The following is a 24,632-nucleotide window of genomic DNA, read 5'->3' as shown; positions in this document are numbered from 1 at the left end:
TTATCGCTCCCGGAAGGCTTCGCGCGCCTTGAGCACGGGCTTAAGCAAGTAATGAAGAATGGTTTTTTCGCCGGTGCGGATCTCAACCGAAGCCACCATCCCCGGAATGATCGGTAACGACTTGCCGCCCGCCGTCAGCTCACTGCTGTCGGTGAGCACCAGCACGCGGTAATAGGTGTCGTCGGGGCGTCCGGCCGCGGCTTTCTGATCATCTTTCAAGGTGTCCGGGCTGATGTGCTCGACCTTGCCTTTCAAGCCGCCATAAATGGCGTAGTCATAGGCGGTGATCTTCACGGTAGCCGGCAGACCAGGGCGCAAAAAAGCCACGTCGGAGGGACGAATCTTGCCCTCCACCAGCAGTTGTTCTTCCAGCGGCACGATCTCGAGGATGTGCTCGCCCGGCTGAATCACCCCGCCGATGGTGCTGACCCGTACGTTCTTCACGGTGCCGCGTACCGGGGCAGTGATGGTGGTGCGGTCACGGATGTCGGCGCGGCCGATCAGGTTTTCGCTGATCTGCGACAGCTCCAGTTCAAACTTGGCCAATTCAGAACTGGCGTCAGCCTGAAACTTGTTGATGCGCTCGACGATCTGCGACTTGATGTCGTTGGCCGAACGCTTGATACGCAGTATTTCGACTTCCGACATTAAGCCCTTCGCCGCCAGGGGTTCGGCCAGGCGAATCTCCCGGGAAGACAGCGCGTAACTACGCTCCAGGGCACTGACGCTGTCATTGAGTGCGCGCTTGCGTGACTCATACGCCCGGATTTCCTGGGCCACGACGACCGGGTCCTGCTTGACCATGTCATCGAATTCCAGCGGTTGCTGGTAAGCCTCGGAGCGCAGTCGGGTAATGGCCGCTTTCAAGCCGATCACCTTCGACAACGCTTCGCGATAGCTGGACTCGGCGCGCGTGGCGTCGATTTTCAATAGCACCTCGCCCTTCTCCACTATTGCGCCTTCGCGCACGTTCATTTCCGAGAGAATCCCGCCTTCCAGGCTCTGGATCACTTGCTCACGGCTCAAGGAAATGATCTTGGCTTCGCCCAGGGTGATTTCTTCGACCCGGGCGTAATTGGCCCACACCACACCGATGATCAACACCGCCGCGATGAGGTAAATCACCAATTTAGAGCCCGGCGTGGATTGCGACAGCAAGGACTCCTGCACGTCGTTCATGAACGCGGCATCGCCGGGTTCCATAGCAGACTGGGCGTTACGGCCCCAAAATTTACCAATCACGATGCTACCTCTGCCTGCGCGGCTGCTGTGGCAGGCGTCACGGGTTGCTGGTTGGAGACGTTGACTTTTTTACCCACCGTGAAAGCCGGCTGGGGTTTTGCTTCGGTTGCAGGCGGCGCCGTGGGGGCCTGAGTATTGGCAACGACGGGTTGTCTCTGCCGACGGGTTGGTTGTGGGGCCTGCGCCGCAGCGGGTTTGCCGGCTAACTTCGCAAGGATTTCATCCTTGGGCCCATCGGCCACAACCTTGCCGTCATCCACCACCACGATGCGATCCACCAGCGCCAACAGCGACGGCCGATGAGTCACCACCACCAGGGCCTGGCCTTCGGTGGCGCGCTTGAGGTGCTCGAGAAACTGCGTTTCGGTTTGCGTGTCCATGGCACTGGTGGGTTCATCCAGCAGCAGCAATTTAGGCCGCGCCAACAGGCTGCGAGCCAGGGACACCAATTGCCGCTGTCCGCCCGACAAGCCCTCGCCGGACTCACCGATCGGCAAGTTGATGCCCTTGGGATGCTTGGCCGCGATATGGTCCAGACCGGTCAGGCGCAATACCCGCAGAAACTCTTCGGCGGTGGATTCGGGGCGGCCGATCATCACGTTCTCGCGCAGCGAGCCATAAAACAGACGGGCGTCCTGGCCCACATAACCCACCGCTTTGCGCCAGTCCGCCGGGTCGATCTGGTTCACATCCAGACCATCGGTGAACATCTGCCCTTCGGTGGGCGAATACAGCCGCGCCATGACCCGCAGCAGTGTGGATTTACCGCTGCCGATACGCCCCAGAATCGCCACACGTTCGCCAGCGGCCACGGTCAGATTGACCCCTTGCAGGACGACCGGGTTGGGTTGCATTGGCGGTGCGGGGTAGGAAAAACCGACATTTTTGACGGTGATCTGTCCCGACAACGACGGTTTGGGCAGGTACTCGCGGGTCGAATCCCGATCCACCGGCATCGCCATCAAACCGTTCAGCGAACCCAGGGCGGCCTTGGCCTGCTGGAAGCGCACCGCCAGGCCGATCACCTGGCCCAACGGCGCAGTGGCACGACCGGCCAGCATCACGGTGGCGATCAACGCCCCCATGGTCAGGTCACCGGCGTCAATCAGGTACACGCCGATGATGATCAGCACCACCGTTTGCAGTTGCTGCAAAAACGCCACCACACCGGTCGCCACGCTGGACAGCGAACGCGACTTCATTGAAGTGGCGGCCGACAGCGCACTGAAGGTTTCCCAACGGCGCTGCATGTAGGGCTCACCACCGACCGCCTTGAGGGTTTCCAGGCCTTCTACTGATTCCACCAGCACGCCTTGTTTAAGTGACGCTTCGCGCATGTTTTCTTTCATGGTGCGTGCCAGCGGCCACTGAATAATGATGCTGATGATCAAAATCAGCGGGATCAGCAACAAAGGCACCCAGCCCAGCGGGCCGCCGATCACGAAGATCACCCCGACAAACATCAGCACGAACGGCAAATCGGAAATCGTCGCCAAAGTGGCCGAGGTGGCGAAGTCACGCACCGATTCGAACTCGCGCAACTGGTTAGCGAACGAGCCGGAAGAGGCCGGTTTGTGTTCCATCTGAATCGAAAGCGCCTGGCGAAACAGCATTGTCCCCAGCACCAGATCGGCCTTCTTGCCGGCAAGATCCAGCAAGTGCGCCCGGACATAACGCGACACCGCTTCGAAGATCATGGCAATTGCCACGCCGATGCCCAGCGACCACAAGGTCACAAATGCCTGGTTCGGCACCACGCGGTCGTACACGTTCATGGTGAAGAAAATACTCGCCAGGCCCAATACGTTGATCAACACCGCGGCAATGGCCGCGCTGCGGTAGTAGCTGCGATAACGCCACAGGGTACTGAGTAACCAATGCCCGGCCGGTTGCGGTGTTTCGTCACCGGCGCGGGTGTCGACCTTGGCGCGCGGCTTGACCAGAATGGCGTGGCCGGCGTACATCTCGTCCATGGTGGCCTGGTCCAACTCCACCGGCTCGGCGCCGATTTCCGGCAGGATCACCTGATAACGCCAAGCTTTCTTGCCTTCTTCATTGGTGCCAATAGAACGCCCGAGCAAAATGCAACCGCCCTGCTCCTTGCGCAGCAGCACCATCGGCACCAATTGCTTGGGCAGCGCTTGCACGCGACGCTCCACCAGCCCCGCCGACAGCCCGGCCGCCGACAACGCCGCCAACGCCAGCGAAGGCGCAAGCAAGCCACCTTTGGGTAAGCCGGCGGTCAAGGCCTCGGGGCTTTTCCCGACACCGTAGTGGTCACACATCCAGGACACACTTTGCAGCAGAGTGTCCTGGATTGTCGTTTGCGGCGCGGGCAAAGCCGGGGCCGCAACGCTTGGGCCAACAGGCGCGTCAGTGGTCATCACAAGAGTCCTGAATTCGGACCGCCAAGCGGCGGCGTCGATGGAATGGATAGTTCAAGGCCTGCTGCGTTGAACGCGGTGTGGGCCGAGAAGTCAGTAGGACAATTCTGACTAATTGCTGATTTAGTCTGAATGAGATATGTCCCAAAAGCGCGCGGGGCCGGGTATTGAGCGGGGGCTCAAACGACCGATACGCGTGACGCGATTACTTCTCCACTGGCCGTCCTAGCTCAACCTTCACCACTACCCGTCGGTTCGGCGCATAACAGGCAATCTGCTGCACTCGGTTGCCATAACAGCTAAACACCACCGGCTCGCGATTCCCCGCACTGGCGGCGCTGATGACCGAATCGGGAATCCCGCCGGCAATCAAAAGCTCACGCAAGGTATTGGCCCGCAGTTGCCCCAGGTGCTGGTTCTTCGCCTCGTCACCAATCGGGTCGGTATGCCCCACCACTTGCACATGGCGGATCTGCGCATCGTCGCGTTGCAGCTCATCGATCAACTCGCGAACAGCCTTGCGCCCCTGCGCCGAGATGTCGTCGCTGGCGGATTTGCCAAAGGCAAACAACACATCGCTGGACAACTCGTAATGCTTGAAGCGCGACTCATCCACCAGATAATCGTAATGCCGGCAGGCCTCGATGGACGCGGCCCGGGACAACGTGTGCGCCTGCATCCGCGAAGTCACCAATTCACGCTCGGCCTCTTCACGCTTGACCGGTTGCGGGAAGGTGTTGCCATCCTCACGCACTCGCAGGTAATAGGTTTTGCCACCCTGTAACGACGCCTGATACAGGTCGCTGCGCTTGCCTTTGTAATCTGGCGTGTCGTCCAGATACGCACCCAACGTGTGGGAACCCGGGGCCAGACAAAAGGTGGAATAACCACCTGGCAACAGGCCGGTGTGAAACTCACGATCGACGTAAACGTGAGCTGAGCCTTGGCGCTGAACCCCAGCCTGAAGGCGGTAATACACCACTTGCGCCTGATCGTCGCCGATCGGCGGGACAGAGACGTAAGCGGCATCAAAAACCTTGCCCGGCACGGTGCCGGCCGGTGCCGCCAGTACAGGGCTGGCGAGCAATGCCACGCTTAACAGCGCAGCGGTTTGTTTCCTGCTTGGTAAAGACATGGGCGTGACTCCGCCGTGAGCACCGAGAAACCGGCGCTGATCATTTTATTGGCAAAAAAAACCGCAACTGCGCGGCAGCTGCGGCAAAGGAAGGGAAGCCCGAAAGCTTCCCCGGAGCATTGGATTGAAGAGCGTTACTGACCGCTTACATCCACACGCACAACAACCCGGCGGTTTGGCGCGTTGCACGCCACTCGCTCGGCCTTGCCGCCGTAGCACTCTTCGGTGACCGGCTCGCTGCTACCGGCACTACGGGTGGTGATCGAACTCGATGGCAAGCCACCATCAACCAATAGACGACGCACCGTTTGTGCACGCTTCAGGCCCAAAGCCTGGTTAGACGCATAGGAACCGATAGCGTCGGTATGACCCACCACTTCGATGCGCTCAAGCTTGGCGTGTTCGCGGTGCAACTGAGCGATTAGCTCGCTGATCGCGGCGCGGCCCTTGTGGCTGATGTCCTGATAACCCGACTTGCCGAAGGCGAACAGCACGTCGCCAGACAGTGCATAGTCCTTGAACTGCACAGCTTGCACCGGCGCCATCGGCAGGTTGTTGCACATCTGCACCTTGGACGCGCGAGACAGCGCCTGAACCTGGGCGCGGCTGCCGACCAGCTCGCGCTCGGCTTCTTCGCGGGTCACGGCTTGCGGCGCGCCGCTGCCGTTTTCACGAACCTTCAGGAAGTAGGTTTTACCGCCTTCCAGATTGGCCGAGTACAGGTCAACGTTTTTGCCTTTGTAACGCGGTGCGTCACCAAGGTAGGCACCCAGGGTGCGGCTGCCAGGTACGATGCAGAATGTGCTGTAACCGCCCGGCAACAGGCCGGTGTGGAACTCGCTGTCGACGTAGACGTGGGCGGCACCCTTGGATTGACCAACGCCGCTGGTGCGGTAGTAAACCACTTGAGCCTGGCCATCGGAGACCGGGGCAACGGCGCTGTAGGTGTTGCCGAATACCTGACCGGCGACAGTGCCGGCCATGGTGTCTGCCGCGGCGAAAGGCGCGGCGCAAAGGGCTGCGGCAAACACCGCGGCACAGAGTGTGTTGTTACGCTTGAACATGATCAAAACTCCACCGCGAACACCTTCAGGTGCCCGCAGTTATTCAATTGGATTGAGGCTGGCACGAACCAACCGATTGGCAGCGCGAGCCGTGCACAGGCAAAACCTGCGCACGGCATTCGCGTTTACACCAGGTTGGTGGTGACCCCGTCCTGAACCAGCAACTGAGCATCGAGGGACGAGTGTTGGAACACGTTGTACGTCACACCCTCGACCGTGACCTGACCCTGGCCTGCCCAGTCACCCGGATCGGTGCCGTCGGCCAGCAAGTCGTCCAGGTTGACCACGTCGCCGGCGTTGCCTTTGACGACCAACTGTACGGTTTCGTCTTCGGTGAACAGCGAGCCTTCACCCAACTCCAACACGTCGCCCAAGGACAGGTTCAAGGTGTTGTTGCCAGTGCCGGTGATGTCGATGATTTCAATAGACTCTAGGCTCCCAGCAATGGCTCCCAGATCGAGAGTCTGACCGTCACCGGTCAATTGCAGCGTGTCGATACCGCCGCCGCCTTTGATAGAACTGCTGGCATTATCGAGGTTCGCTACGTCAGCCAGGAGGAAGGTATTGTCGACTTCGTCTCCGTAATAGCTGCCGGCGCCATCGATGTCCTGTACTACTGGGGGATCTATATGATTGAAACCACCCGTTGAAAACTCAAAATTGTCTAACCAGATCCTATCAGCGAACTGATCAGGTATGAAATCAATAGACGTGAAGGCCAAAGCTCCCGGCAACTGAAAATTCACTTGCTCAATACCGGTAGGGTTTACCGGCAAATTGACTCGGTGAACTTCCAAACCACCAGCGTCCCGGAAAATCAAGGTTATAGGAGAGGTCAACCCTCCGACGTCAAACGAGACCGCACTTGCGCTGGTGCCGGCAGCGAGAACAACTCGAGTTTCATCACCTAGCTCTCTTCTTGCGAAAACGCCAATTCCTGTCGACGGCGTAAGGAAAGTACCGCCACTAGCCTGCTCGATTGACGTTCCCTCTGCAAGAATTCCGTCTAGTGCTGTAGAACCCGTGCGAGACCAATGAAACACGAAAGAACCAAAGTCCTGTTGTCCGGAAGCAGGGACTCCACTTGGTGGTAGGCCTTCAAAATTAGTCGTAGCCAGATTGGCAACCAGATATTGAGAGATATTCCCAGCAGAATCGATAAAAGCTGCGGAGGTATTCGTCATTGCGGCATTTGGGGCTGTCACAACATCAACCGCACCCGCATCAATTTGTGCCTGAGTCAGTTGCACTTCAAAGCGTTGATCCCCCACCACAACTTGAAGGGTGTCTCCTTCGCTCAAGCTAGTCCCGTCGAAGTTGACAGTGACTGTTGCCCCGTTGAACGAGAACGTATCCGGTGCATCAGGCCCTGTTGAATCAAGCGTCACCGCCTGACTGACCGTGTTGGCATTGCCGGCTGCATCCACGACTCGAGCCTGAATTGTCCAGTCACCGGTGTGACTGTTCTTATCAAGGAAATTCCAAGTGTCGTCAGCATTCATCAGCACGTCGAGCCAAGTAGCGCCACCGTCGGTGGACACCTGCACTTTCTCGCCAGCTACCAACGCTGCCGTCAACGAACCCTGAATCAAACGCCCGGCGCTGCCGTCATTGGTGACAAAGTCACCGCTATCGGCGCCGCTGTCCTTGCCCATGCTCTCAATAACCGCCGAGGCGGTCGGGGCATCGGTGTCGATGATAATGGTCCACGGATCCGACGGCGCACTCTGGTTGCCCGCCGGGTCTTGAGCAATGACATCGAACTCGTTGGTTGTACCATTGTTCAGCGGCGGGTTCGGTGTGAAGCTCCAGCTACCGTCCGGTTGAACGGTTTCGCGACCGATTTCAACGCCATTGTTGCGGATGATGATGGTGTCGCCCGCCACTCCACTCCCGACCAGGGTCGGCGTTGTATCGTCGGTGGTCGCACCGTCAACCAGTGGATCCTGAATAGCACCCACATCGTCGCGGATCTCATCAATGGTCGGTGCAGCCGACGCCGTCAGATCGACTTCCAGATTGAAGTCGCCCGTCAGCGGGCTTTCACCACCGGCCGGCGTCACGACGCTGGCGTTGAAGACATGGTTGCCTTCGGCCAACGCCGGGGCAAAGGTGTACTCCCACTGCCCTGCGGCATTGACTGGCACGTTGGCTTGGTGCAATACGCCATTGAGGTAAATGTTGACCATAGAGCCTGGAGTCGCCTGGCCGGTCAGGGTCGGCGTGGAGTCATCGGTAACACCCCCGCTGGCCAGCGGAGCCTGGTTCGGCCCTACGTTGTCCAGAGCTTGCTCGATGCTGATAGCCACGGCACTGGTATCGACGGTGAAATCGATCGGTGTGCTTTGCGGGCTGCGGTTACCCGCTGCGTCGACCACTTCGGTGCTGAAGCTGTGGGCACCATCGGCCAACGGCGGTGCCGGTGTGAAGCTCCAGTCACCATTGCCATCCACCGGCACACGATCGATCTCGACACCGTTGTCATAAATGATCAGCGTGGTGTTGGGCTCAGCCGTACCGCTGAAGGTCGGGGTGTTGTCATCGGTGGTGTCACCGCTGGTAATCGGACCGGTGATCGCCCCGACGTTGTCTTCAAGTTCGCTGGCATCGGCCGCCGCTGGCGGGGTGATGTCGACATTGATCGGATATTCGCCGGTCGGGGCACTTTCGTTGCCGGCCGCGTTGGTGGCGGTGGCCGTCAGGTTGTTCAGGCCTTCGGTGAGCGGTGGGTTCGGAGTAATACTCCAGCGGCCCTGGTCGTCCGCCGTTGTGGTGCCAACCAGTACACCGTTTGCGAAGAGGTTGATGGTAGACAACGCTTCACCCGTACCGGACACATCAGGCTCGGTATCGTTGGTGCTGCCACCAGGCATGATGTTGCCGACACCATCGGCGATATCATCAAACACTTGGTTGATGGCCGGCGCGGGCGGCGTGCCACCGGCAACAAGGTCGAAATCAACATTGTTGGACGAGTCACTGATATTGCCAACAGAATCCTGAGCCTGGGCGGTCAAATCGTGCGGGCCATTGAGCAGTGGCGGGATAGGCGTGTAGTTCCAGCTGCCATCCGGATTAGCGATCGTGCGGCCGATTTCGTTGCCATTGTCGTAGATGATGACAGTGCTGCCGGCCTCGGCGGTACCGCTGATGAGCGGCTGGGCATCGTCGGTAGTGTCGCCAGAGTTGATTGGGCCAGTAGTGGTGCCTTGGTCGTCGAACACGCTGTCGATGGTCGGCGCTGCTGGCGCAAGCGTATCAACGATGACAATGTATGGGTCGGACGGCTCGCTGGCATTACCCGCCGGGTCGGTGACGATCACGGTGATCGGGTGCGGACCTTCAGTCAGCGCCGGGTCCGGAGTGAACTCCCAACGACCGTCGTCGCCCACAATGGCTTCGCCAATTTCGACGCCACCGTCAATGATGGTGACCTTGTCACCCGGTTGCAGACCGCCACCGCCAAAAGTAGGCGTGCCGTCGTCAGTCCGACCGCCATTGCCGATGTCGCCAGTGATCGGGCCCACGTTATCGATGGCTTCTTCGATACCACCGGTGCCGATGCCAGGCTTGACTGGCGCTGTAGTGTCAACGATCACGATATACGGATCGGACGGTTCGCTGGCATTGCCCGCCGGGTCGGTGACGATCACGGTGATCGGGTGCGGACCTTCAGTCAGCGCCGGGTCCGGAGTGAACTCCCAACGGCCGTCGTCGCCCACAATGGCTTCGCCAATTTCGACGCCACCGTCAATGATGGTGACCTTGTCACCCGGTTGCAGACCGCCACCACTGAAGGTCGGGGTGTCATCGTCGGTCACGCCGCCATTGCCGATGTCGCCAATGATGGTGCCAACGTTGTCGATGGCTTCTTCAATGCCACCGGTGCCGATGCCAGGTTTGACTGGCGCTGTAGTGTCAACGATCACGATATACGGATCGGACGGTTCGCTGGCATTGCCCGCCGGGTCGGTGACGATCACGGTGATCGGGTGCGGACCTTCAGTCAGCGCCGGGTCCGGAGTGAACTCCCAACGGCCGTCGTCGCCCACAATGGCTTCGCCAATTTCGACGCCACCGTCAATGATGGTGACCTTGTCACCCGGTTGCAGACCGCCACCACTGAAGGTCGGGGTGTCGTCGTCGGTCACGCCGCCATTGCCGATGTCGCCAATGATGGTGCCAACGTTATCGATGGCTTCTTCGATACCACCGGTGCCGATGCCAGGTTTGACTGGCGCTGTAGTGTCAACGATCACGATGTACGGATCGGAAGGCTCGCTGACGCGATCCAATGAGTCGGTGACGATAACGGTGATCGGGTGCGGACCTTCAGACAGCGCCGGATCCGGAGTGAACTCCCAACGACCGTCGTCGCCCACGATGGCTTCGCCGATGACAACACCACCGTCAATGATGGTGACCCTGTCGCCCGGGTTCAGACCGCCGCCACTGAAGGTCGGGGTGTCGTCGTCGGTCACGCCGCCATTGCCGATGTCGCCAATGATGGTGCCAACGTTGTCGATGGCTTCTTCAATGCCACCGGTGCCGATACCGGGTTTGCCCGGACCGTTGGTATCAACGATGATCACGTACGGGTCCGAAGGCAGGCCGACATTCCCGGCTGCATCCTTGGCGACAGTGGTGAACTCGTAAGTGCCATCGGCTAAGGCTGGCGATGGGGTGTACGACCAGCTGCCATCAGGGTTGACGGTGGTTTCGCCGATTTTTACGCCGTTGGCGTAGATTTCGAGTGTGGAATCGGGCTCAGCCTTACCCCTGAGGGTCGGGGTGTTGTCATCGGTCAGGCCGTTTTGCGCAATCTCACCGTGCTGAGGACCGAAGTCGTCGGTGATCCCGTCGATCGAGGACTTGCCCGGTGCGGTGATGTCGACGATGAAATCGAACTCGTCGGACGGCTTGCTGACGTTGCCTTCCTTGTTCTTCTCGATCACGATAATCGAATGCTCGCCTTCAGGCAGCGGCGTGGTCGGGGTGAAGGTCCACTTGCCATCGTCACCGATGGTGACTTCGCCAATCGGCTTGTCATTGTCTTTGATAATGATGATGTTGCCGGGGGTACCCGTACCGCTGAAGGTCGGGGTGGTGTCATCGGTAGAACCACCCTTGGTGATCGGACCTTGGTCAGCACCGACATTATCGGTTGCACCGTCCACGACAGGCGTGTTGAGAACGGGCGCAATCACGCTAGGATTGTTGTCTTTGTCATCGTCACGGGTAGCGGCGTAGATACCGCCCAGCAAACCCAGCGCACCCAGACCCAGCAGCGCCGGCCAGAACCAACCGATGCCACTGCCGGCCACCAGGCCATTGCCAAAACCGGCCAGTTCCTGGGAGCCCAGTACTTGCGGTGCGTCAACGCCTTCGATCAGGAAGGCAGCAGAGCGATCCTGTTCGGCGTCGGAGGAGATGTAAGGGTAGTAAGAGCCGTCTTCAGCAATACCTACCAACTGGCCGCCACTGCCTTCGAAGTCTTCGATGATCAGCTGTGGTTGATCCGGATCGCTGCCTTCCAGGGCGACGTGCAGGTCTTTGCCCACCCGCTTAATGGTGATGTTTTCCGGCGCAATGCCTTTTTCACCTTCACCCAGAATGTATTGGCCGCCTTGTACCGCTTTGATACGGATTGGCTGGCCATTTTTTACGGTAGAAAGTTCCACCGTTTGGGTAATCGTTTTGCCGTCTACTACGGCAACATTGACTGTGTTAGCGTTCACGTGGTCTGCCTTTAATTAGTCAGGTTGGTCGTTACACCGGTTTATCCGGCTCGCTGGTTAATCAACCAAGCCACTCCTGTTCAAGGAATTCTTGGGATGTAGGAATTCTCCTTAAATTGGCTCTCGGGCAATATAAGAACTGTCTCAAAACCCGGAACTGTACCGTGGCGCGCGTTTTACCCACGAAGATGCTTCAACTCGTAAAAAAAAGCCCGCACATGGCGGGCTTAAAAAATCAGCAACTTAAAGTCATCTTTACCCCTGGTAGGTAAAGAAAGACTATTCACACGTGAAACGCACAGTAGGCGTCCCCTCCCTAGGACAACTCGATCATGGACAACAAAACCCGCGGCGTCTTTGAGACTTGTCCCAAAACTGTAGGTACGTTGTATTTATTACATGAGTTAAAACCTCGCCGCGTATTTGAGACATGTCCCATGGGCACAGCATGGCTTTGTCCACACACTCTATCGCGACGCGCGCGCCAGCCATTGCCTGTAAATCCTGCGCGCCCTGAGTCCGAGTGGATTCCCCATCACGATCAGAGAGTTCTTATGCCACTGCAAAAAGCATTGATGTGCCTGGCACTCAACATTTACCACGAGGCCCGCGGCGAACCGCTGGACGGGCAAATCGCTGTCGCCATGGTGACGATGAACCGCGCCACCTGGCAGAGCGCCAACATCTGCCAGGTGGTGTATGAAAGGAAGCAATTTTCCTGGACCCATCGCGAAAACGACCACACTCCCCAGGAACCTGCGGCCTGGACGAGAGCCAAGCGGGTCGCGAGCCGGGTCATCGCCGGCCATCACGAGGACATGACCAATGGTGCAACGCACTTCCATGCCCGCGAGGTACAACCTGGCTGGCGTCATTCATTGAAGAAGACCGCCACGATTGGCCAGCATATTTTTTATGTGCCGAAGTGAAGGTTCGATATTCACACTTGGTTCAACTTGAACCATTGCCGGGAACTAATTTGCTCCCGGCAATGGATTGGCGGCGGATAAAAGAAAGCGCCGAAGGTGCCATAGGAATCTTGAGCACCAAGGCGTAAAAACGCCCATCAATCCCCGAACCCCGACAGTCTTCTAAACAGATCCATATCGTTTTTTAATCCAAGCTTTCGATAAGCCGCCAGTTTCTGAGTACTCACCGTTTTCAAGCTTCGCTCTGACAGTTCGGCAATCCGCGTCACAGTCAGACCACTGATGCACAGGCCAAGCACCTCCCTTTCCCGCCGAGACAACGCAGGATGGGAGAGCAACGCAGCTTCGGCGCCGCCTATGTCAATGGGTGCATCTGGCACGACCGAATCTTCAGCCATCGCAATACTGGGACACTGATAAAGCTGGCCAGTCGCTAACAAACGAATGGCATAAACACACACCTCGAGCGGTTCACGCTTACAGACGATACCGTGCCCCCCTATAGAGAGCAGCAACGCTGCCGTCGCCACACATGGCTCGGCCAGGAAGACGAGTATGCGGATTTTTGGATGGCGGGCCACCATCGTTTTGATCAGGTGCTGGCCATTACTGCCTTGAAGCACATAATCCATCAATAAAAGATCGATACTTCCATGTTTGGCGGCAGACAACGCATCGCTGGCCCGACTGTAAGTCCCCGCCACCGAAATACCCGGCTGATCCGCCAAGTGCCAGTGCAGACCATAACGCACCACTTCCTGCTCATTGAGCACACCGACTCTGATCAAGCTCGACATTCAACACCTCGTTATCCCGTGGAATTAACCGCATTCTAATCGGGTAAGCATAGGCCGCTTAGACTCACGAGAGAAACGACCGATTAATTTTTAAGACAATTCTCAAACCCTTGCTCGCTGCAATAAACCGAACTTTGTAGCGCCTGGGTTTAAATCAGTGCCCGTTGAGAGCAGCCGAGAGTAATCATGCAAACATCGTTACGCTTTAGGAACCGTCTCATACACGCCTAAAAAACAACAAATATTAGCTGACTTATTTTGAGACCATTCTTACATTAACCACGACCCGTTCTGATAGATGCTGAAAGAACAGTCATTATTTGGCAGAAAAACTGCTGCCAATGCTCCCGACAAAACTTTCTCGGGTTCACGACTGTTTCTTCTATAAACACTTTTGGAGCCTTATATGTCGGCCAACTCTCGTCTGAATTTATTGTGCCCATTGCGATTACTGTGCCTGGTAACCACCAGCGCCCTGCCCTTTTCCATCCAGGCGGCCGACCTGACGCGAGACAACGGCGCGGCCGTCGGTGACAATCAGAATTCTCAAACTGCCGGCCCCAACGGCCCGGTGTTACTACAAGATGTGCAGTTGATCCAGAAACTCCAACGCTTCGACCGCGAACGCATCCCGGAGCGCGTAGTGCACGCGCGCGGCACAGGTGCCCACGGCGTGTTCACCGCCACTGACACCCTGAGCGAGTTGACCAAGGCAGGGCTTTTCACCTCCGGCACAGTCACCCCGGTGTTCGTGCGTTTCTCATCGGTGGTCCACGGCAATCACTCGCCGGAAACCCTGCGCGACCCTCGCGGCTTCGCCACCAAGTTCTACACCGCTGACGGCAACTGGGACCTGGTGGGCAATAACTTCCCGACCTTTTTTATCCGCGATGCGATCAAATTCCCGGACATGGTCCACGCGTTCAAACCGGATCCACGCACCAACCTTGACGACGATTCCCGCCGCTTTGATTTCTTTTCCCATGTCCCTGAAGCCACGCGTACCTTGACCGAGCTGTATTCCAACGCAGGCATTCCCGCCAGCTACCGGGAAATGGATGGCAATGGCGTACATGCCTACAAGTTCGTCAACGCCGAGAACGATGTGCATTACGTCAAGTTTCACTGGAGGAGCCTGCAAGGCACTCGCAACCTGTCGCCCAAGGATGTGGCCAGCGTGCAAGGCGCCGACTACAGCCACATGACTCAGGATCTGGTCGCCAATATCAGCAAGGGCAATTTCCCGAAGTGGGACCTGTACGTGCAGGTGCTCAAGCCTGACGCGCTGGACAATTATGACTTCGACCCGCTGGATGCCACGAAGGTATGGTCTGACGTGGCCATGCGCAAAGTTGGACAAATGGTGCTCAACCGCAACCCGGCCAACGTTTTTCTGGAAACCGAGCAGGTGGCCATGGCCCCTTCCAATCTGATTCCCGGCATCGAGCCGTCGGAGGACCGGTTGTTGCAAGGACGGCTGTTTTCCTATGCCGATACGCAGATGTATCGCCTGGGCAGCAATGCCCTGCAATTGCCGATCAACGCCTCGAAAAACGCGGTCAGCAACGGCAATCAGGATGGCGCAATGAATTCGGCCAGCACCACGGCCGGCGTCAACTACCAACCCAGCCGATTGCTGCCGCGTAAAGAATCCCCCGCCGCTCGCTACAGCTCACACAGCCTGTCGGGCAGCACTCAACAGGTAAAAATCCAGCGAGAGCAGAACTTCAAGCAAGCGGGAGAACTGTATCGCTCGTTCAGCAGCAAAGAGCGCAAGGACCTGATCAGCAGCTTCGGCGGTTCGCTTGCCAGTGCTGACGATGTGAGTAAACACCGCATCCTGTCATTTCTCTACAAGGCCGACCCGGAATACGGTACCGGCGTCACGAATGCCGCCAAAGGCGACCTGCTCCGCGTGCAAGCGCTGGCCGCCCATCTGGACGATTGAATAACCTTCTCGCTGCATCCCTGGGGTGCAGCGAGAAGGTTGTAGAACGAGGTGATAAATGGATCTGGATATTAATCAACTGATTGCCCATACCGAAACGTGGTTGCCGGTTGTCCTGGAGTACGGCGCCAATGTGGCATTAGCCATCACGACATTGGCGCTGGGCTGGTGGTTAATCAGCACGGTGACCCGGAGGATCGGGACCGTACTGGGCAAGCGCAGCGTCGATAAAACCTTGCAGGGTTTTGTTGGTAGCCTGGTCAATATTGCACTCAAGATCATGCTGATCATCAGCGTCGCGTCGATGATCGGCGTGCAAACCACCAGTTTTGTCGCTGCTCTAGGGGCTGCCGGTTTGGCGATTGGTCTCGCGCTACAAGGCAGCCTTTCGAATTTTGCCGGCGGCGTCCTGATCCTGCTGTTTCGCCCATTCAAGGCAGGCGACACGATTGAAGTCCAGGAAGTCTATGGCACCGTAGACGCCATCCTGATTTTTCACACGGTCATTCTTACCCCGGATAACAAACGCGTTGTAGTCCCCAACGGGAGTTTGTCCAATGGGGTTATTGTCAATTTTTCCAGCGAACCACGGCGTAAAGTCGTGTTCGACGTGGGGGTGGACTACAACGCCAACCTGGATACCGCACGGCACGTTCTATTGGGTTTGTGTCAGGACGCAAGAATTCATTCAGACCCCGCCCCTCTGGTGGTAGTAACGACCCTGGGCGACAGCGCTGTGACGTTGTCGCTGCGAGTCTGGGCGGACAATGCCGACTATTGGGATCTACTGTTTCTGTTCAACGAGAAAGCGCGCGATGCGCTTGGCCAGCAAGGTATCGGTATTCCTTTTCCACAACGCGTTGTAACCGTCATTCAAGGTTGAACAGCCGCTTCTTCACGGATAAGTAATCATGCCTAATAAAGAACTGCGAATCATCATTGCAGACGCCCATCTGTCCAAGCGAATCCAGATTGAAAAGTCCCTCAACAGGCTTGGTTACTACAGAATACTGCCTGTTGGGTGCTGCAAGGAACTAGAGAGATTGAGTGAAGCTTTCAAAATCACGTTTGATGTGCTGATCGTAAACAGGGATTGGGTACGGGAGGCTGATAAAAACTTGACTGCTAATTATCAGCCCCCCAAAACTTCCACCACGCACTGTTCTATAGCAACCAGCAAGCGACTCTGACAATGACCTCATCGCATTCGACAAACGTGCAACTTATTTGGAATTGCACCGTACCCGGAGACAATCTCGTCGCAGGCTTCATGACCCTCATTGACCCACCATCGCCATGGGAATGCCTGAAAGAAGTGACTTGGCTTAAGAATACATACGCGATCAATAACCAATCACCCGCCAACAGTTAAAGCGTCATTTTAAACCGTAGAGAAGCCCTCAGAAATCACCGCGGAAGCAATGGCCGGTCGGGTTATAAACCACACACTAAGTTGCACTGATTCAACCAGAGGAAACAACGATGCAAAAAAAAATCATCGCTGAGTTTTTAGGAACTTTTTGGCTGACGTTCGGGGGCTGCGGCAGCGCGTTGTTTGCCGCCGGATTTCCAATGCTGGGGATTGGGTTTGCAGGGGTGGCACTGGCTTTTGGACTGACCGTGCTAACCATGGCCTACGCAGTAGGTTCCATATCCGGCGGGCATTTTAATCCTGCTGTCACCATCGGCCTGTGGGTAGGTCGTCGATTTCCCGCACACGATATCCTTCCCTACATTGGCGCCCAAGTCGTCGGTGCCATTGCCGCGGCGGCAGCGCTTTACCTCATTGCCAGTGGTAAACCCGAGTTCACCGCCGGTGGGTTTGCAGCTAATGGGTATGCCTCGCTGAGCCCTGGTGGTTATAGCCTGTTCGCGGCACTTATAACCGAACTTATCGCAACGTTTTTCTTTGTGTTTATTATCATGAGAGTCACCGCCCCAGGAGCCTTGGCAGGATTCGCGCCTATTTCTATCGGACTTGCCTTGACACTTATTCACTTGATATCGATACCCGTGACCAACACCTCGGTCAATCCTGCTCGAAGCACTGGGCCTGCTCTGTTTGCGGGCATGGTCTATCTGGAACAACTCTGGCTATTCTGGTTCGCGCCGATAGCGGGCGGTGTACTTGGGGCACTAGCAGCACGCGTATTTGACAAACAAACATTCGCCGTTCAGTGAAATCTCGCTCCTGTTAGCCTGGTTCAGGCAAGAGGGCTTAACCTCGAGCTTGAGCCAGAACAAACTTAACCAGTGCACGCGAAAGATGACGTCCCGTCACAGGGGGCACACAGAGAACGGTAACTAATGAAACCGTTTAGCGGTATGGTAACTTTTATTCCAATAATTATTCGACAGCGAATCGATACGAATGCTTTTCCCTGTCCGGGGAGAGTGAATAAACTGGTCATTACCAATATAGATACCAACATGGTTTAAGCGGCTGCGACCATTGTGTTTGAAAAACACCGCGTCGCCGTTTTTCAGATTGTGTCGAAGAACCGTTTTGGCCTTGGACTTCAACATCGAGGTTGTAGTCCGCGGAATATCAATCCCCGCTTCACTGCGAAAGAGATAAACCAGCAACCCACTACAATCAAAACCTTTGCTGACAGAAGCACCACCCCAACGGTAGGGTGTTCCAATAAGCTCATGAGCGCGACCGATAACATTATCAACTCGCCTGGCGTTATCCAGACCTAAACTTGAAGCATGAGCCATGTATGAAGTATTTATCCTTTCCATCTGCTTCGTTGACGCAAACAAATAGTCGGAGAATAAATAAGTGATTAACAGGGTTAATGTAAGCTTTGCCACGATGTGTACCAGAAAGAGAAGCTAAAGAGCTGGAACACAATATTATTTATCGAGGCATGCCCATCACATAGGATTTGTCCTAATCATTATCAGCCATGGCGCCGGGCCGACGTACGGGAATGATGTAATCGAATAGATCTCTATGAGCGAGCCGGCCCGGCCTCCACCGGAGGTACAAAAAAACCGCCTTCCCCAGGCGGTTTTTTTGTTTGCGATTTCTCACCGCCAAGCACTAAAACTCTATTAAAGAACCCGGAGATGCAAGCCCCGTCTCCCGTTGCAAATAGTGAAAATTACCGTCGGATCCCGTGTCGCCATTTTCGAGACGCCAAAAACCACAAACCCCCGACTTTCTCTAGGAAAATCAGGGGTTTGTGTTTACTGAATGTGGCGGTGAAGGAGAGATTCGAACTCTCGATACAGTTTCCTGTATACACACTTTCCAGGCGTGCTCCTTAAGCCACTCGGACACTTCACCGTATCTCTTCAAACATGTTCTGTCTGTCGAGGCGCGCTAATGTAGTCGAAAGCTTTTCTGATGGCAAACTTTTTTTCAGAATTTTCATGCGGTTAAGAGAAAAAGTGGTTTTTCCCGTCGGCGGACCATGGCAAAGCGGCCAATCTCCGGTGAGTGCGCGCCTTCTATATAGAAGCAGAATGGCTCACCACGCTGGCTGCACCGGGAAACGGTGACCAGCGGGTCAGTCACGGCGCTTTACCTAGCCTGCGGTGGTGGGTAACGTCTGCCCATCTTTCTTACAAGGAATAGCGTCATGAGTGAGTTGATTTCCTACCACCTCGAAGACGGTATCGCGACCCTGACCTTGAGCAATGGCAAGGTCAATGCCATTTCCCCGGACGTGATTGCGGCGTTCAACGCGGCGCTGGATCAGGCAGTGACTGATCGTGCCATCGTGATCATCACCGGTCAGCCAGGCATTTTGTCCGGCGGCTATGATCTGAAAGTGATGACTGCCGGCCCGAAAGAAGCCGTGGCGCTGGTCACTGCGGGATCGACTTTGGCCCGTCGTCTGCTTTCTCACCCGTTCCCGGTGATCGTTGCTTGCCCGGGTCATGCCGTGGCCAAAGGCGCGTTTATTCTGTTGTCTGCCGATTACCGCATCGGTGTCGATGGCCCGTTCAGCATTGGCCTGAACGAAGTTCAGATCGGCATGACCATGCACCACGCCGGTATCGAACTGGCCCGTGATCGCCTGCGTCGCTCGGCGTTCCACCGCTCGGTGATCAACGGTGAGATGTTCGATCCGCAAAGTGCTGTGGATGCCGGTTTCCTCGACAAGGTGGTTGCCGCCGAAGAACTGCAAGGCGCCGCCCTCGCCGCCGCACGTCAATTGAAGAAGATCAACATGACCGCGCACAAGAACACCAAACTGAAGGTGCGTAAGGCGCTGCTGGAAACCCTGGATAACGCGATCATCCAGGATCAGGAGCATCTGGGTTAAACCCGGCTCACGCGATGAAGAAAAGCCCGACCGTCGTGTCGGGCTTTTTCTTACACGCTGGGTTGAACATGCCGTGGCTGCTCTAGGACGCATCTGACAACCGGCTTGGAAACATGCGCTTAAACATCGGCTATCTCCGGACTCTATAGTGGCAATTGCCGAAAACAGTGCACATCCGTACACTGCGCCACCTTTTGCGCCGGTGGGGCCTGAAAATGCTGTTCGTGTTTCGTATGTTATTGATGGGCCTGCACTTTATTCTCGCGGGTGTGCTTGGGGTTATCCTCGGCCTGTGCCGTCCATTCAATCCGGACAACAGCCGTCTGTGCGCCCGCCTCTACGCTCTGCCGGCGATGTGCATTTTGCGTCTGCGAGTGAAGACCGACGTCAGCGGGTTGATGAACAAGCCCGACAGTTGCGTGATCATTGCGAACCACCAGTCCAACTATGATCTGTTCGTGTTCGGCAATGTCGTGCCGCGCCGTACCGTGTGCATCGGCAAGAAGAGCCTGAAATGGGTGCCGTTGTTCGGGCAGTTGTTCTGGCTGGCCGGTAACGTGTTGATCGACCGAGGCAATGCGCAAAAAGCTCGCCAGTCGATGGTGACTACCACGAATACGTTGCAGAACGAAAAGACCTCGATCTGGGTGTTCCCCGAAGGCACGCGCAACCTCGGCGAAGAGCTGCTGCCGTTCAAGAAAGGCGCGTTCCAGATGGCGATTGCTGCCGGTGTGCCGATCGTTCCGGTGTGTGTCAGCAGCTACGTCAAGCACATGCGTCTGAACCGCTGGCGCAGCGGGAAAATTCTCATACGCTCGCTGCCGGCAATTCCTACTGCCGGGCTGACCATGGACGACATGCCCATGCTCATCGAGCAGTGCCGCGAGCAGATGCGCGAATGCATCGACGCGATGGATCGCCAACTGCAAGCTGCCTGAAAAACAAACCCGCCCTGTGCGGGTTTTCTTTTGCCGGGTGAACTGTGCAGATTTCACTGACTCTCAAGCAGCGACAAGGCTAAGCTGAAGCCTGGTCTCCCAGTCATCTGCCAAGAAGAAGTGAATCACCACCATGGGTCGAGTTGTTGCTGCTGCGGTGTACAGCGAGGGCAAAAAAGTCACCAATATTACCCTTGATGAAGGCGCGGCCTGGGCCGCGAAGACCGGTCACTTTGTGTGGATCGGTCTGGAAGAGCCGGACGCTCAGGAACTGTCCAATTTGCAACGCCAATTCAACCTGCACGAATTGGCCATCGAAGATGCCTTGGAAAAACATAGCCGACCGAAGCTGGAAACCTTCGGCGACGCTTTGTTTATCGTCACCTACTCGCCCATTCGTGAACACGGGATCCTGCAGTTCATCGAAACCCATATCTTCGCCGGCAAGGGCTACATCATTACCGCCCGCAACGGTCACTCGGCGTCCTACGCCCATGTCCGCCAACGTTGTGAGGCGCGTCCGCTATTGCTGGAGCATGGGGAAGATTTCGTACTTTATGCGCTGCTCGATTTTGTCATCGAAAACTATCAGCCCGTGGGCGAAGCGATCCACGCCGAGATTGATGAGCTGGAGCGCAACGTGCTGTGCAGCGCGTTGAACGAGCACGACATTCAGAAGCTTCACGGATTGCGTCGCGATGTAGTGCGTCTGCGCCGCTACGCCGCGCCGATGGTGGAGATCAGCGAGGAACTGCAAAAACTGAGCTTCCCGTTCATCGACAAGAACATGCGCCCGTATTTCCGCGACGTGCAGATCCATGTGACGCGGCAAATGGAAGACCTGACGACACTGGCGGACATTGCCAGCCAGACCATCGAGATTGGCGTGTTGCTGGAAGCGTCACGGCAGAGCGTGGTGCAGCGCAAGTTTGCCGCATGGGCGGCGATTCTGGCGTTTCCGACGGCGGTGGCGGGGATTTACGGGATGAATTTCCAGAACATGCCGGAGCTGAGCTGGCATTACGGCTATTTTGGCGTGCTGGGGTTTATCACGGTGGGTTGTGTGAGTTTGTGGGCGAGTTTCAAGAAATCGGGGTGGTTGTAAAAGCAGAAGATCGTCCGATCACGGCCCCAGCCTTCGGCAGCGCCTACAGGTTGTACTTTATCCCGATGTAGGAGCTGCCGCAGGCTGCGATCTTTTGATCCGCAGTTAAGCAGTTTCAGGCTTGTGCGCCACAAACCGCATCATCCATTCCGCGACCGTAGCACCATGGTGTTCCTGCGCCAGGCTCGCCACGCCCGTGCTGTAAATCTGCGTACCCAAGGCTTCCTGACGCAAATCCAGCAACGCGCGCGAGTAGTCGTGGATAAATTCCGGATGCCCCTGGAAGCACAGCACCTGGTCATTGATGTGATACGCCGCAAACGGGCAGAAATCACTGGATGCGATCACCGTGGCGTTTTCCGGTAGTGCGGTAACCTGATCCTGATGACTGATCAACAGCGTCAGCTCTTCACGCACCGGGCTCATCCACGGAGCCTTTGCCGCGAGTTTGTAGTTGTGGGTGCCGACGCCCCAACCTTGCGTGGCGCGTTCGCTCTTGCCGCCCAGCAACAGCGCCAGCAGTTGATGGCCGAAGCACACGCCAAGCAGCTTGTCGCCACGCTCGTAGCGGTTCAGCAAGTATTCCCTGAGGGTTTCGATCCACGGGTCGGTGCCGAAGGAATCGGCCTTGCTGCCAGTGACCAGATACGCATCGAATGTCAGGTCGTCGCTCGGGTATTCGCCCTGCATCACGTTGTACACCGTGAACTCGGCGGCAATCGGCTGCTGCGAGAACAGGCGCTGGAACATCTGCCCGTAACCCTGATATTGATCGACCAGTTCTGGACGCAGGATGTCGGTTTCCAGAATGCAGATGCGTAGCGACATAAAAAATACCTGACACGTGATGGGAATAATGAACACCTCAGAGCCTGCCTTGAAATACCCTGGCAAGGCAAGCCCCGGAATGCTCGTCGCCCTTAGAACATCTCACCTTTTGCCGCTTTATCCAGCAGCAGCGCAGGCGGTGCGAAACGCTCGCCATATTGTTCGGCCAGATACTGCGCCCGGGCGACGAAATCCTTTACTCCGTACTGGTTGATGTACTGCAACGCACCGCCAGTCCATGCCGCGAAACCGATGCCGAAGATCGATCCTATGTTGGCATCCGCCGTCGAAGTCAACACGCCCTCCTCCACACAGCGCACGGTTTCGATGGCCTGCACAAACAGCAACCTGTCACGCACGTCCTTCGGCGAAATCTGCCCGTCAGCCTTCTCGAAGCGCGTCTTCAATTCAGGCCACAAATGTTTCTGCCCACCGGCCGGGTACTCGTAGAAACCGCCACCTGCGGCTTTGCCCGGACGCTTGTATTCGTTGAGTAGCAAGTCAATCACGGCAAACGCCGGGTGTTCAATCAGCGGTTTCCCTTCTGCGTGTAAGTCCTTGGCGGTTTGCTTGCGGATATGGCTCATCAGGCTGAGGGAAACTTCGTCGGAGATTGCCAGAGGCCCGACTGGCATCCCGGCCTTGCGCGCTTCGGTCTCGATCATCGGCGCGCTCACACCTTCACCGAGCATGGCGATGCCTTCATTGGTGAACGTGCCGAACACCCGCGAGGTGAAGAAGCCGCGACTGTCGTTGACCACGATCGGCGTTTTCTTGATTTGCAGGACGAAATCAAACCCGCGAGCGAGGGTTTCGTCGCTGGTCTGCGCGCCTTTGATGATTTCCACCAACGGCATTTTTTCCACCGGACTGAAGAAATGCAGGCCGATGAATTTGCTTTGATCCGGTACCGCCGTCGCCAGCCCCGTGATCGGCAAGGTCGAAGTGTTGGAGGCAATCACGGCGTCGGCGCCGACCACTTTCTGCGCCGCAGAAGAGACCCTTGCCTTGAGTTCGCGATCTTCAAAAACCGCCTCGATGATCAAATCGCAACCGGACAGGTCAGCATCGTTTTCGCTGGTATGAATCCGCGCCAGCACTGCCTCACGCTGCGCGGCATCCAACTGACCACGGGCGACTTTCTTGTCCAGCAACGCCGCCGAATGCGCTTTGCCCTTTTCGGCAGCAGCCAGATTGATGTCCTTGAGCACCACTTCGATACCCGCCGAGGCGCTGACAAAAGCGATCCCCGCGCCCATCATCCCGGCGCCGAGCACACCGACCTTACGCGTAACGACCGGTGCAAAGCCCTGCGGCCGCGAGCCACCGGCGTTGATTTCGTTGAGCTGAAACCAGAACGTGCCGATCAGGTTTTTCGAGATCTGGCCGGTGGTCAATTCTGTGAAGTAGCGGGTTTCAATCAAGTGCGCCGTATCGAAATCCACCTGCGCGCCTTCTACCGCCGCGCAGAGAATTTTCTCCGGCGCCGGCAACGTGCCTTGGGTTTTGGTGCGCAGGATCGACGGCGCAATGGCCAACATCTGCGCGACTTTCGGATTCGACGGCGTGCCGCCAGGAATCTGATATCCCTTCACATCCCAACGTTGTACCGCCGTCGGATGGGCAACGATCCAGGCACGCGCCTTGGCCAGCAGCTCATCGCGATCGGCCGCCAGCTCATCAATCAATCCGGCCTGCAAAGCCTGTTGCGGACGGACCTTTTTGCCTTCGAGCAAATACGGCAGCGCCTTCTCGATGCCGAGCATGCGCACCATGCGCACCACCCCGCCGCCACCCGGCAGCAAGCCGAGGGTCACCTCCGGCAGACCAAGTTGCACCGACGCATCGTCCAGTGCCACCCGATGATGACACGCCAGACAGATTTCCCATCCGCCGCCGAGTGCCGCGCCGTTGATGGCCGCGACCACTGGCTTACCGAGGGTTTCCAGCGTGCGCAATTGCCCTTTGAGGGTCAGCACCATGTCGTAGAAGGCTTTGGCTTCAGGCTTGCCAACCTTGATCAACTCATTAAGGTCGCCGCCGGCGAAGAAGGTTTTCTTCGCTGACGTGATGATGACCCCGGCAATGCTTTCTTTTTCAGCCACAAGCCGGGCGACGCAGGCGGCCATTGCCTCGCGGTACGCGGCGTTCATGGTGTTGGCGCTCTGGCCCGGCATGTCGATGGTGAGGACGACAATGCCGTCCTGACCTTTTTCGTAACGAATGGCTTCGCTCATAACAAGG

General features: G+C 56.9%; 17 protein-coding genes and 1 tRNA gene. 8 read left to right on the top strand and 10 right to left on the bottom strand.

The genetic code is table 11. From position 1 onward, the window contains the following. The 5 genes from H8B20_RS03345 to H8B20_RS03325 all read right to left on the bottom strand — a co-directional run bounded on the left by H8B20_RS03345 (position 1) and on the right by H8B20_RS03325 (position 11,563). A complete protein-coding gene (locus H8B20_RS03345) occupies positions 1–1,242 on the bottom strand; it encodes an HlyD family type I secretion periplasmic adaptor subunit (RefSeq protein ID WP_342345701.1) in 1,242 nt (413 codons plus the stop codon). Continuing rightward, on the bottom strand, positions 1,239–3,626 hold the full coding sequence (locus H8B20_RS03340) for a type I secretion system permease/ATPase (RefSeq protein ID WP_228732625.1): 2,388 nt from the start codon (positions 3,624–3,626) through the stop codon (positions 1,239–1,241). Before H8B20_RS03340 ends, H8B20_RS03345 begins: the two co-directional genes overlap by 4 nt. 205 nt (positions 3,627–3,831) lie before the next feature. Continuing rightward, positions 3,832–4,761 (bottom strand): OmpA family protein, encoded by a 930-nt coding sequence (locus H8B20_RS03335; protein ID WP_210622335.1) that lies wholly within the window; start codon positions 4,759–4,761, stop codon positions 3,832–3,834. A 134-nt stretch (positions 4,762–4,895) separates the two neighbouring features. Next, positions 4,896–5,825: an OmpA family protein gene (locus H8B20_RS03330; protein ID WP_210622334.1), complete on the bottom strand. Its 930-nt coding sequence runs from the start codon at positions 5,823–5,825 to the stop codon at positions 4,896–4,898. Positions 5,826–5,950: 125 nt separating this feature from the next. Further along, positions 5,951–11,563 (bottom strand): Ig-like domain-containing protein, encoded by a 5,613-nt coding sequence (locus H8B20_RS03325; RefSeq protein ID WP_210622333.1) that lies wholly within the window; start codon positions 11,561–11,563, stop codon positions 5,951–5,953. Positions 11,564–12,117: 554 nt separating this feature from the next. Here H8B20_RS03325 and H8B20_RS03320 point away from each other — a divergent pair. Then, positions 12,118–12,492 (top strand): cell wall hydrolase, encoded by a 375-nt coding sequence (locus H8B20_RS03320; RefSeq protein ID WP_228732623.1) that lies wholly within the window; start codon positions 12,118–12,120, stop codon positions 12,490–12,492. Between the two features lie 137 nt (positions 12,493–12,629). Here H8B20_RS03320 and H8B20_RS03315 read toward each other — a convergent pair whose 3' ends face one another. Beyond that, positions 12,630–13,289, bottom strand: a complete 660-nt coding sequence (locus tag H8B20_RS03315; protein ID WP_210622332.1) for a LuxR C-terminal-related transcriptional regulator — start codon at positions 13,287–13,289, stop codon at positions 12,630–12,632. A gap of 406 nt (positions 13,290–13,695) precedes the next feature. Here H8B20_RS03315 and H8B20_RS03310 point away from each other — a divergent pair, with 406 nt between their 5' ends. The 4 genes from H8B20_RS03310 (at position 13,696) to aqpZ (ending at position 17,418) form a co-directional block, all read left to right on the top strand. Beyond that, entirely contained in the window at positions 13,696–15,237 is a 1,542-nt protein-coding gene (locus tag H8B20_RS03310; RefSeq protein ID WP_210622331.1) for a catalase, read from the top strand. A gap of 58 nt (positions 15,238–15,295) precedes the next feature. Then, positions 15,296–16,120: a mechanosensitive ion channel family protein gene (locus H8B20_RS03305; protein ID WP_210622330.1), complete on the top strand. Its 825-nt coding sequence runs from the start codon at positions 15,296–15,298 to the stop codon at positions 16,118–16,120. Between the two features lie 28 nt (positions 16,121–16,148). After that, positions 16,149–16,427, top strand: coding sequence for a hypothetical protein (locus H8B20_RS03300; protein ID WP_210622329.1), 279 nt, complete (start codon positions 16,149–16,151; stop codon positions 16,425–16,427). A 292-nt stretch (positions 16,428–16,719) separates the two neighbouring features. After that, positions 16,720–17,418, top strand: coding sequence for an aquaporin Z (aqpZ, locus tag H8B20_RS03295; RefSeq protein ID WP_210622328.1), 699 nt, complete (start codon positions 16,720–16,722; stop codon positions 17,416–17,418). A gap of 123 nt (positions 17,419–17,541) precedes the next feature. Here aqpZ and H8B20_RS03290 read toward each other — a convergent pair whose 3' ends face one another. Beyond that, positions 17,542–17,958 (bottom strand): C40 family peptidase, encoded by a 417-nt coding sequence (locus tag H8B20_RS03290; protein WP_228732641.1) that lies wholly within the window; start codon positions 17,956–17,958, stop codon positions 17,542–17,544. Positions 17,959–18,442: 484 nt separating this feature from the next. After that, a tRNA-Ser gene (locus tag H8B20_RS03285) sits at positions 18,443–18,532 on the bottom strand. A 295-nt stretch (positions 18,533–18,827) separates the two neighbouring features. Here H8B20_RS03285 and H8B20_RS03280 point away from each other — a divergent pair. The 3 genes from H8B20_RS03280 (at position 18,828) to H8B20_RS03270 (ending at position 21,560) form a co-directional block, all read left to right on the top strand. Beyond that, positions 18,828–19,517, top strand: coding sequence for a crotonase/enoyl-CoA hydratase family protein (locus H8B20_RS03280; protein ID WP_150595638.1), 690 nt, complete (start codon positions 18,828–18,830; stop codon positions 19,515–19,517). A gap of 215 nt (positions 19,518–19,732) precedes the next feature. Then, a complete protein-coding gene (locus tag H8B20_RS03275) occupies positions 19,733–20,455 on the top strand; it encodes a lysophospholipid acyltransferase family protein (RefSeq protein WP_047300380.1) in 723 nt (240 codons plus the stop codon). Positions 20,456–20,588: 133 nt separating this feature from the next. Then, positions 20,589–21,560, top strand: a complete 972-nt coding sequence (locus H8B20_RS03270; RefSeq protein WP_042558467.1) for a magnesium and cobalt transport protein CorA — start codon at positions 20,589–20,591, stop codon at positions 21,558–21,560. Positions 21,561–21,665: 105 nt separating this feature from the next. Here H8B20_RS03270 and H8B20_RS03265 read toward each other — a convergent pair whose 3' ends face one another. Together H8B20_RS03265 and H8B20_RS03260 are read right to left on the bottom strand one after the other, a co-directional pair. Next, positions 21,666–22,388, bottom strand: coding sequence for an amidotransferase (locus H8B20_RS03265; RefSeq protein ID WP_042558466.1), 723 nt, complete (start codon positions 22,386–22,388; stop codon positions 21,666–21,668). Positions 22,389–22,480: 92 nt separating this feature from the next. Next, positions 22,481–24,625, bottom strand: a complete 2,145-nt coding sequence (locus H8B20_RS03260; protein ID WP_210622327.1) for a 3-hydroxyacyl-CoA dehydrogenase NAD-binding domain-containing protein — start codon at positions 24,623–24,625, stop codon at positions 22,481–22,483. Between the last annotated feature and the right edge of the window lie 7 nt (positions 24,626–24,632).

The sequence above is a fragment of the Pseudomonas sp. P42 genome (assembly GCF_017973755.1).
GTDB classification, from domain to species: Bacteria; Pseudomonadota; Gammaproteobacteria; order Pseudomonadales; family Pseudomonadaceae; genus Aquipseudomonas; species Aquipseudomonas iridis.
This window is presented reverse-complemented; position numbering and strand designations above follow the sequence as displayed.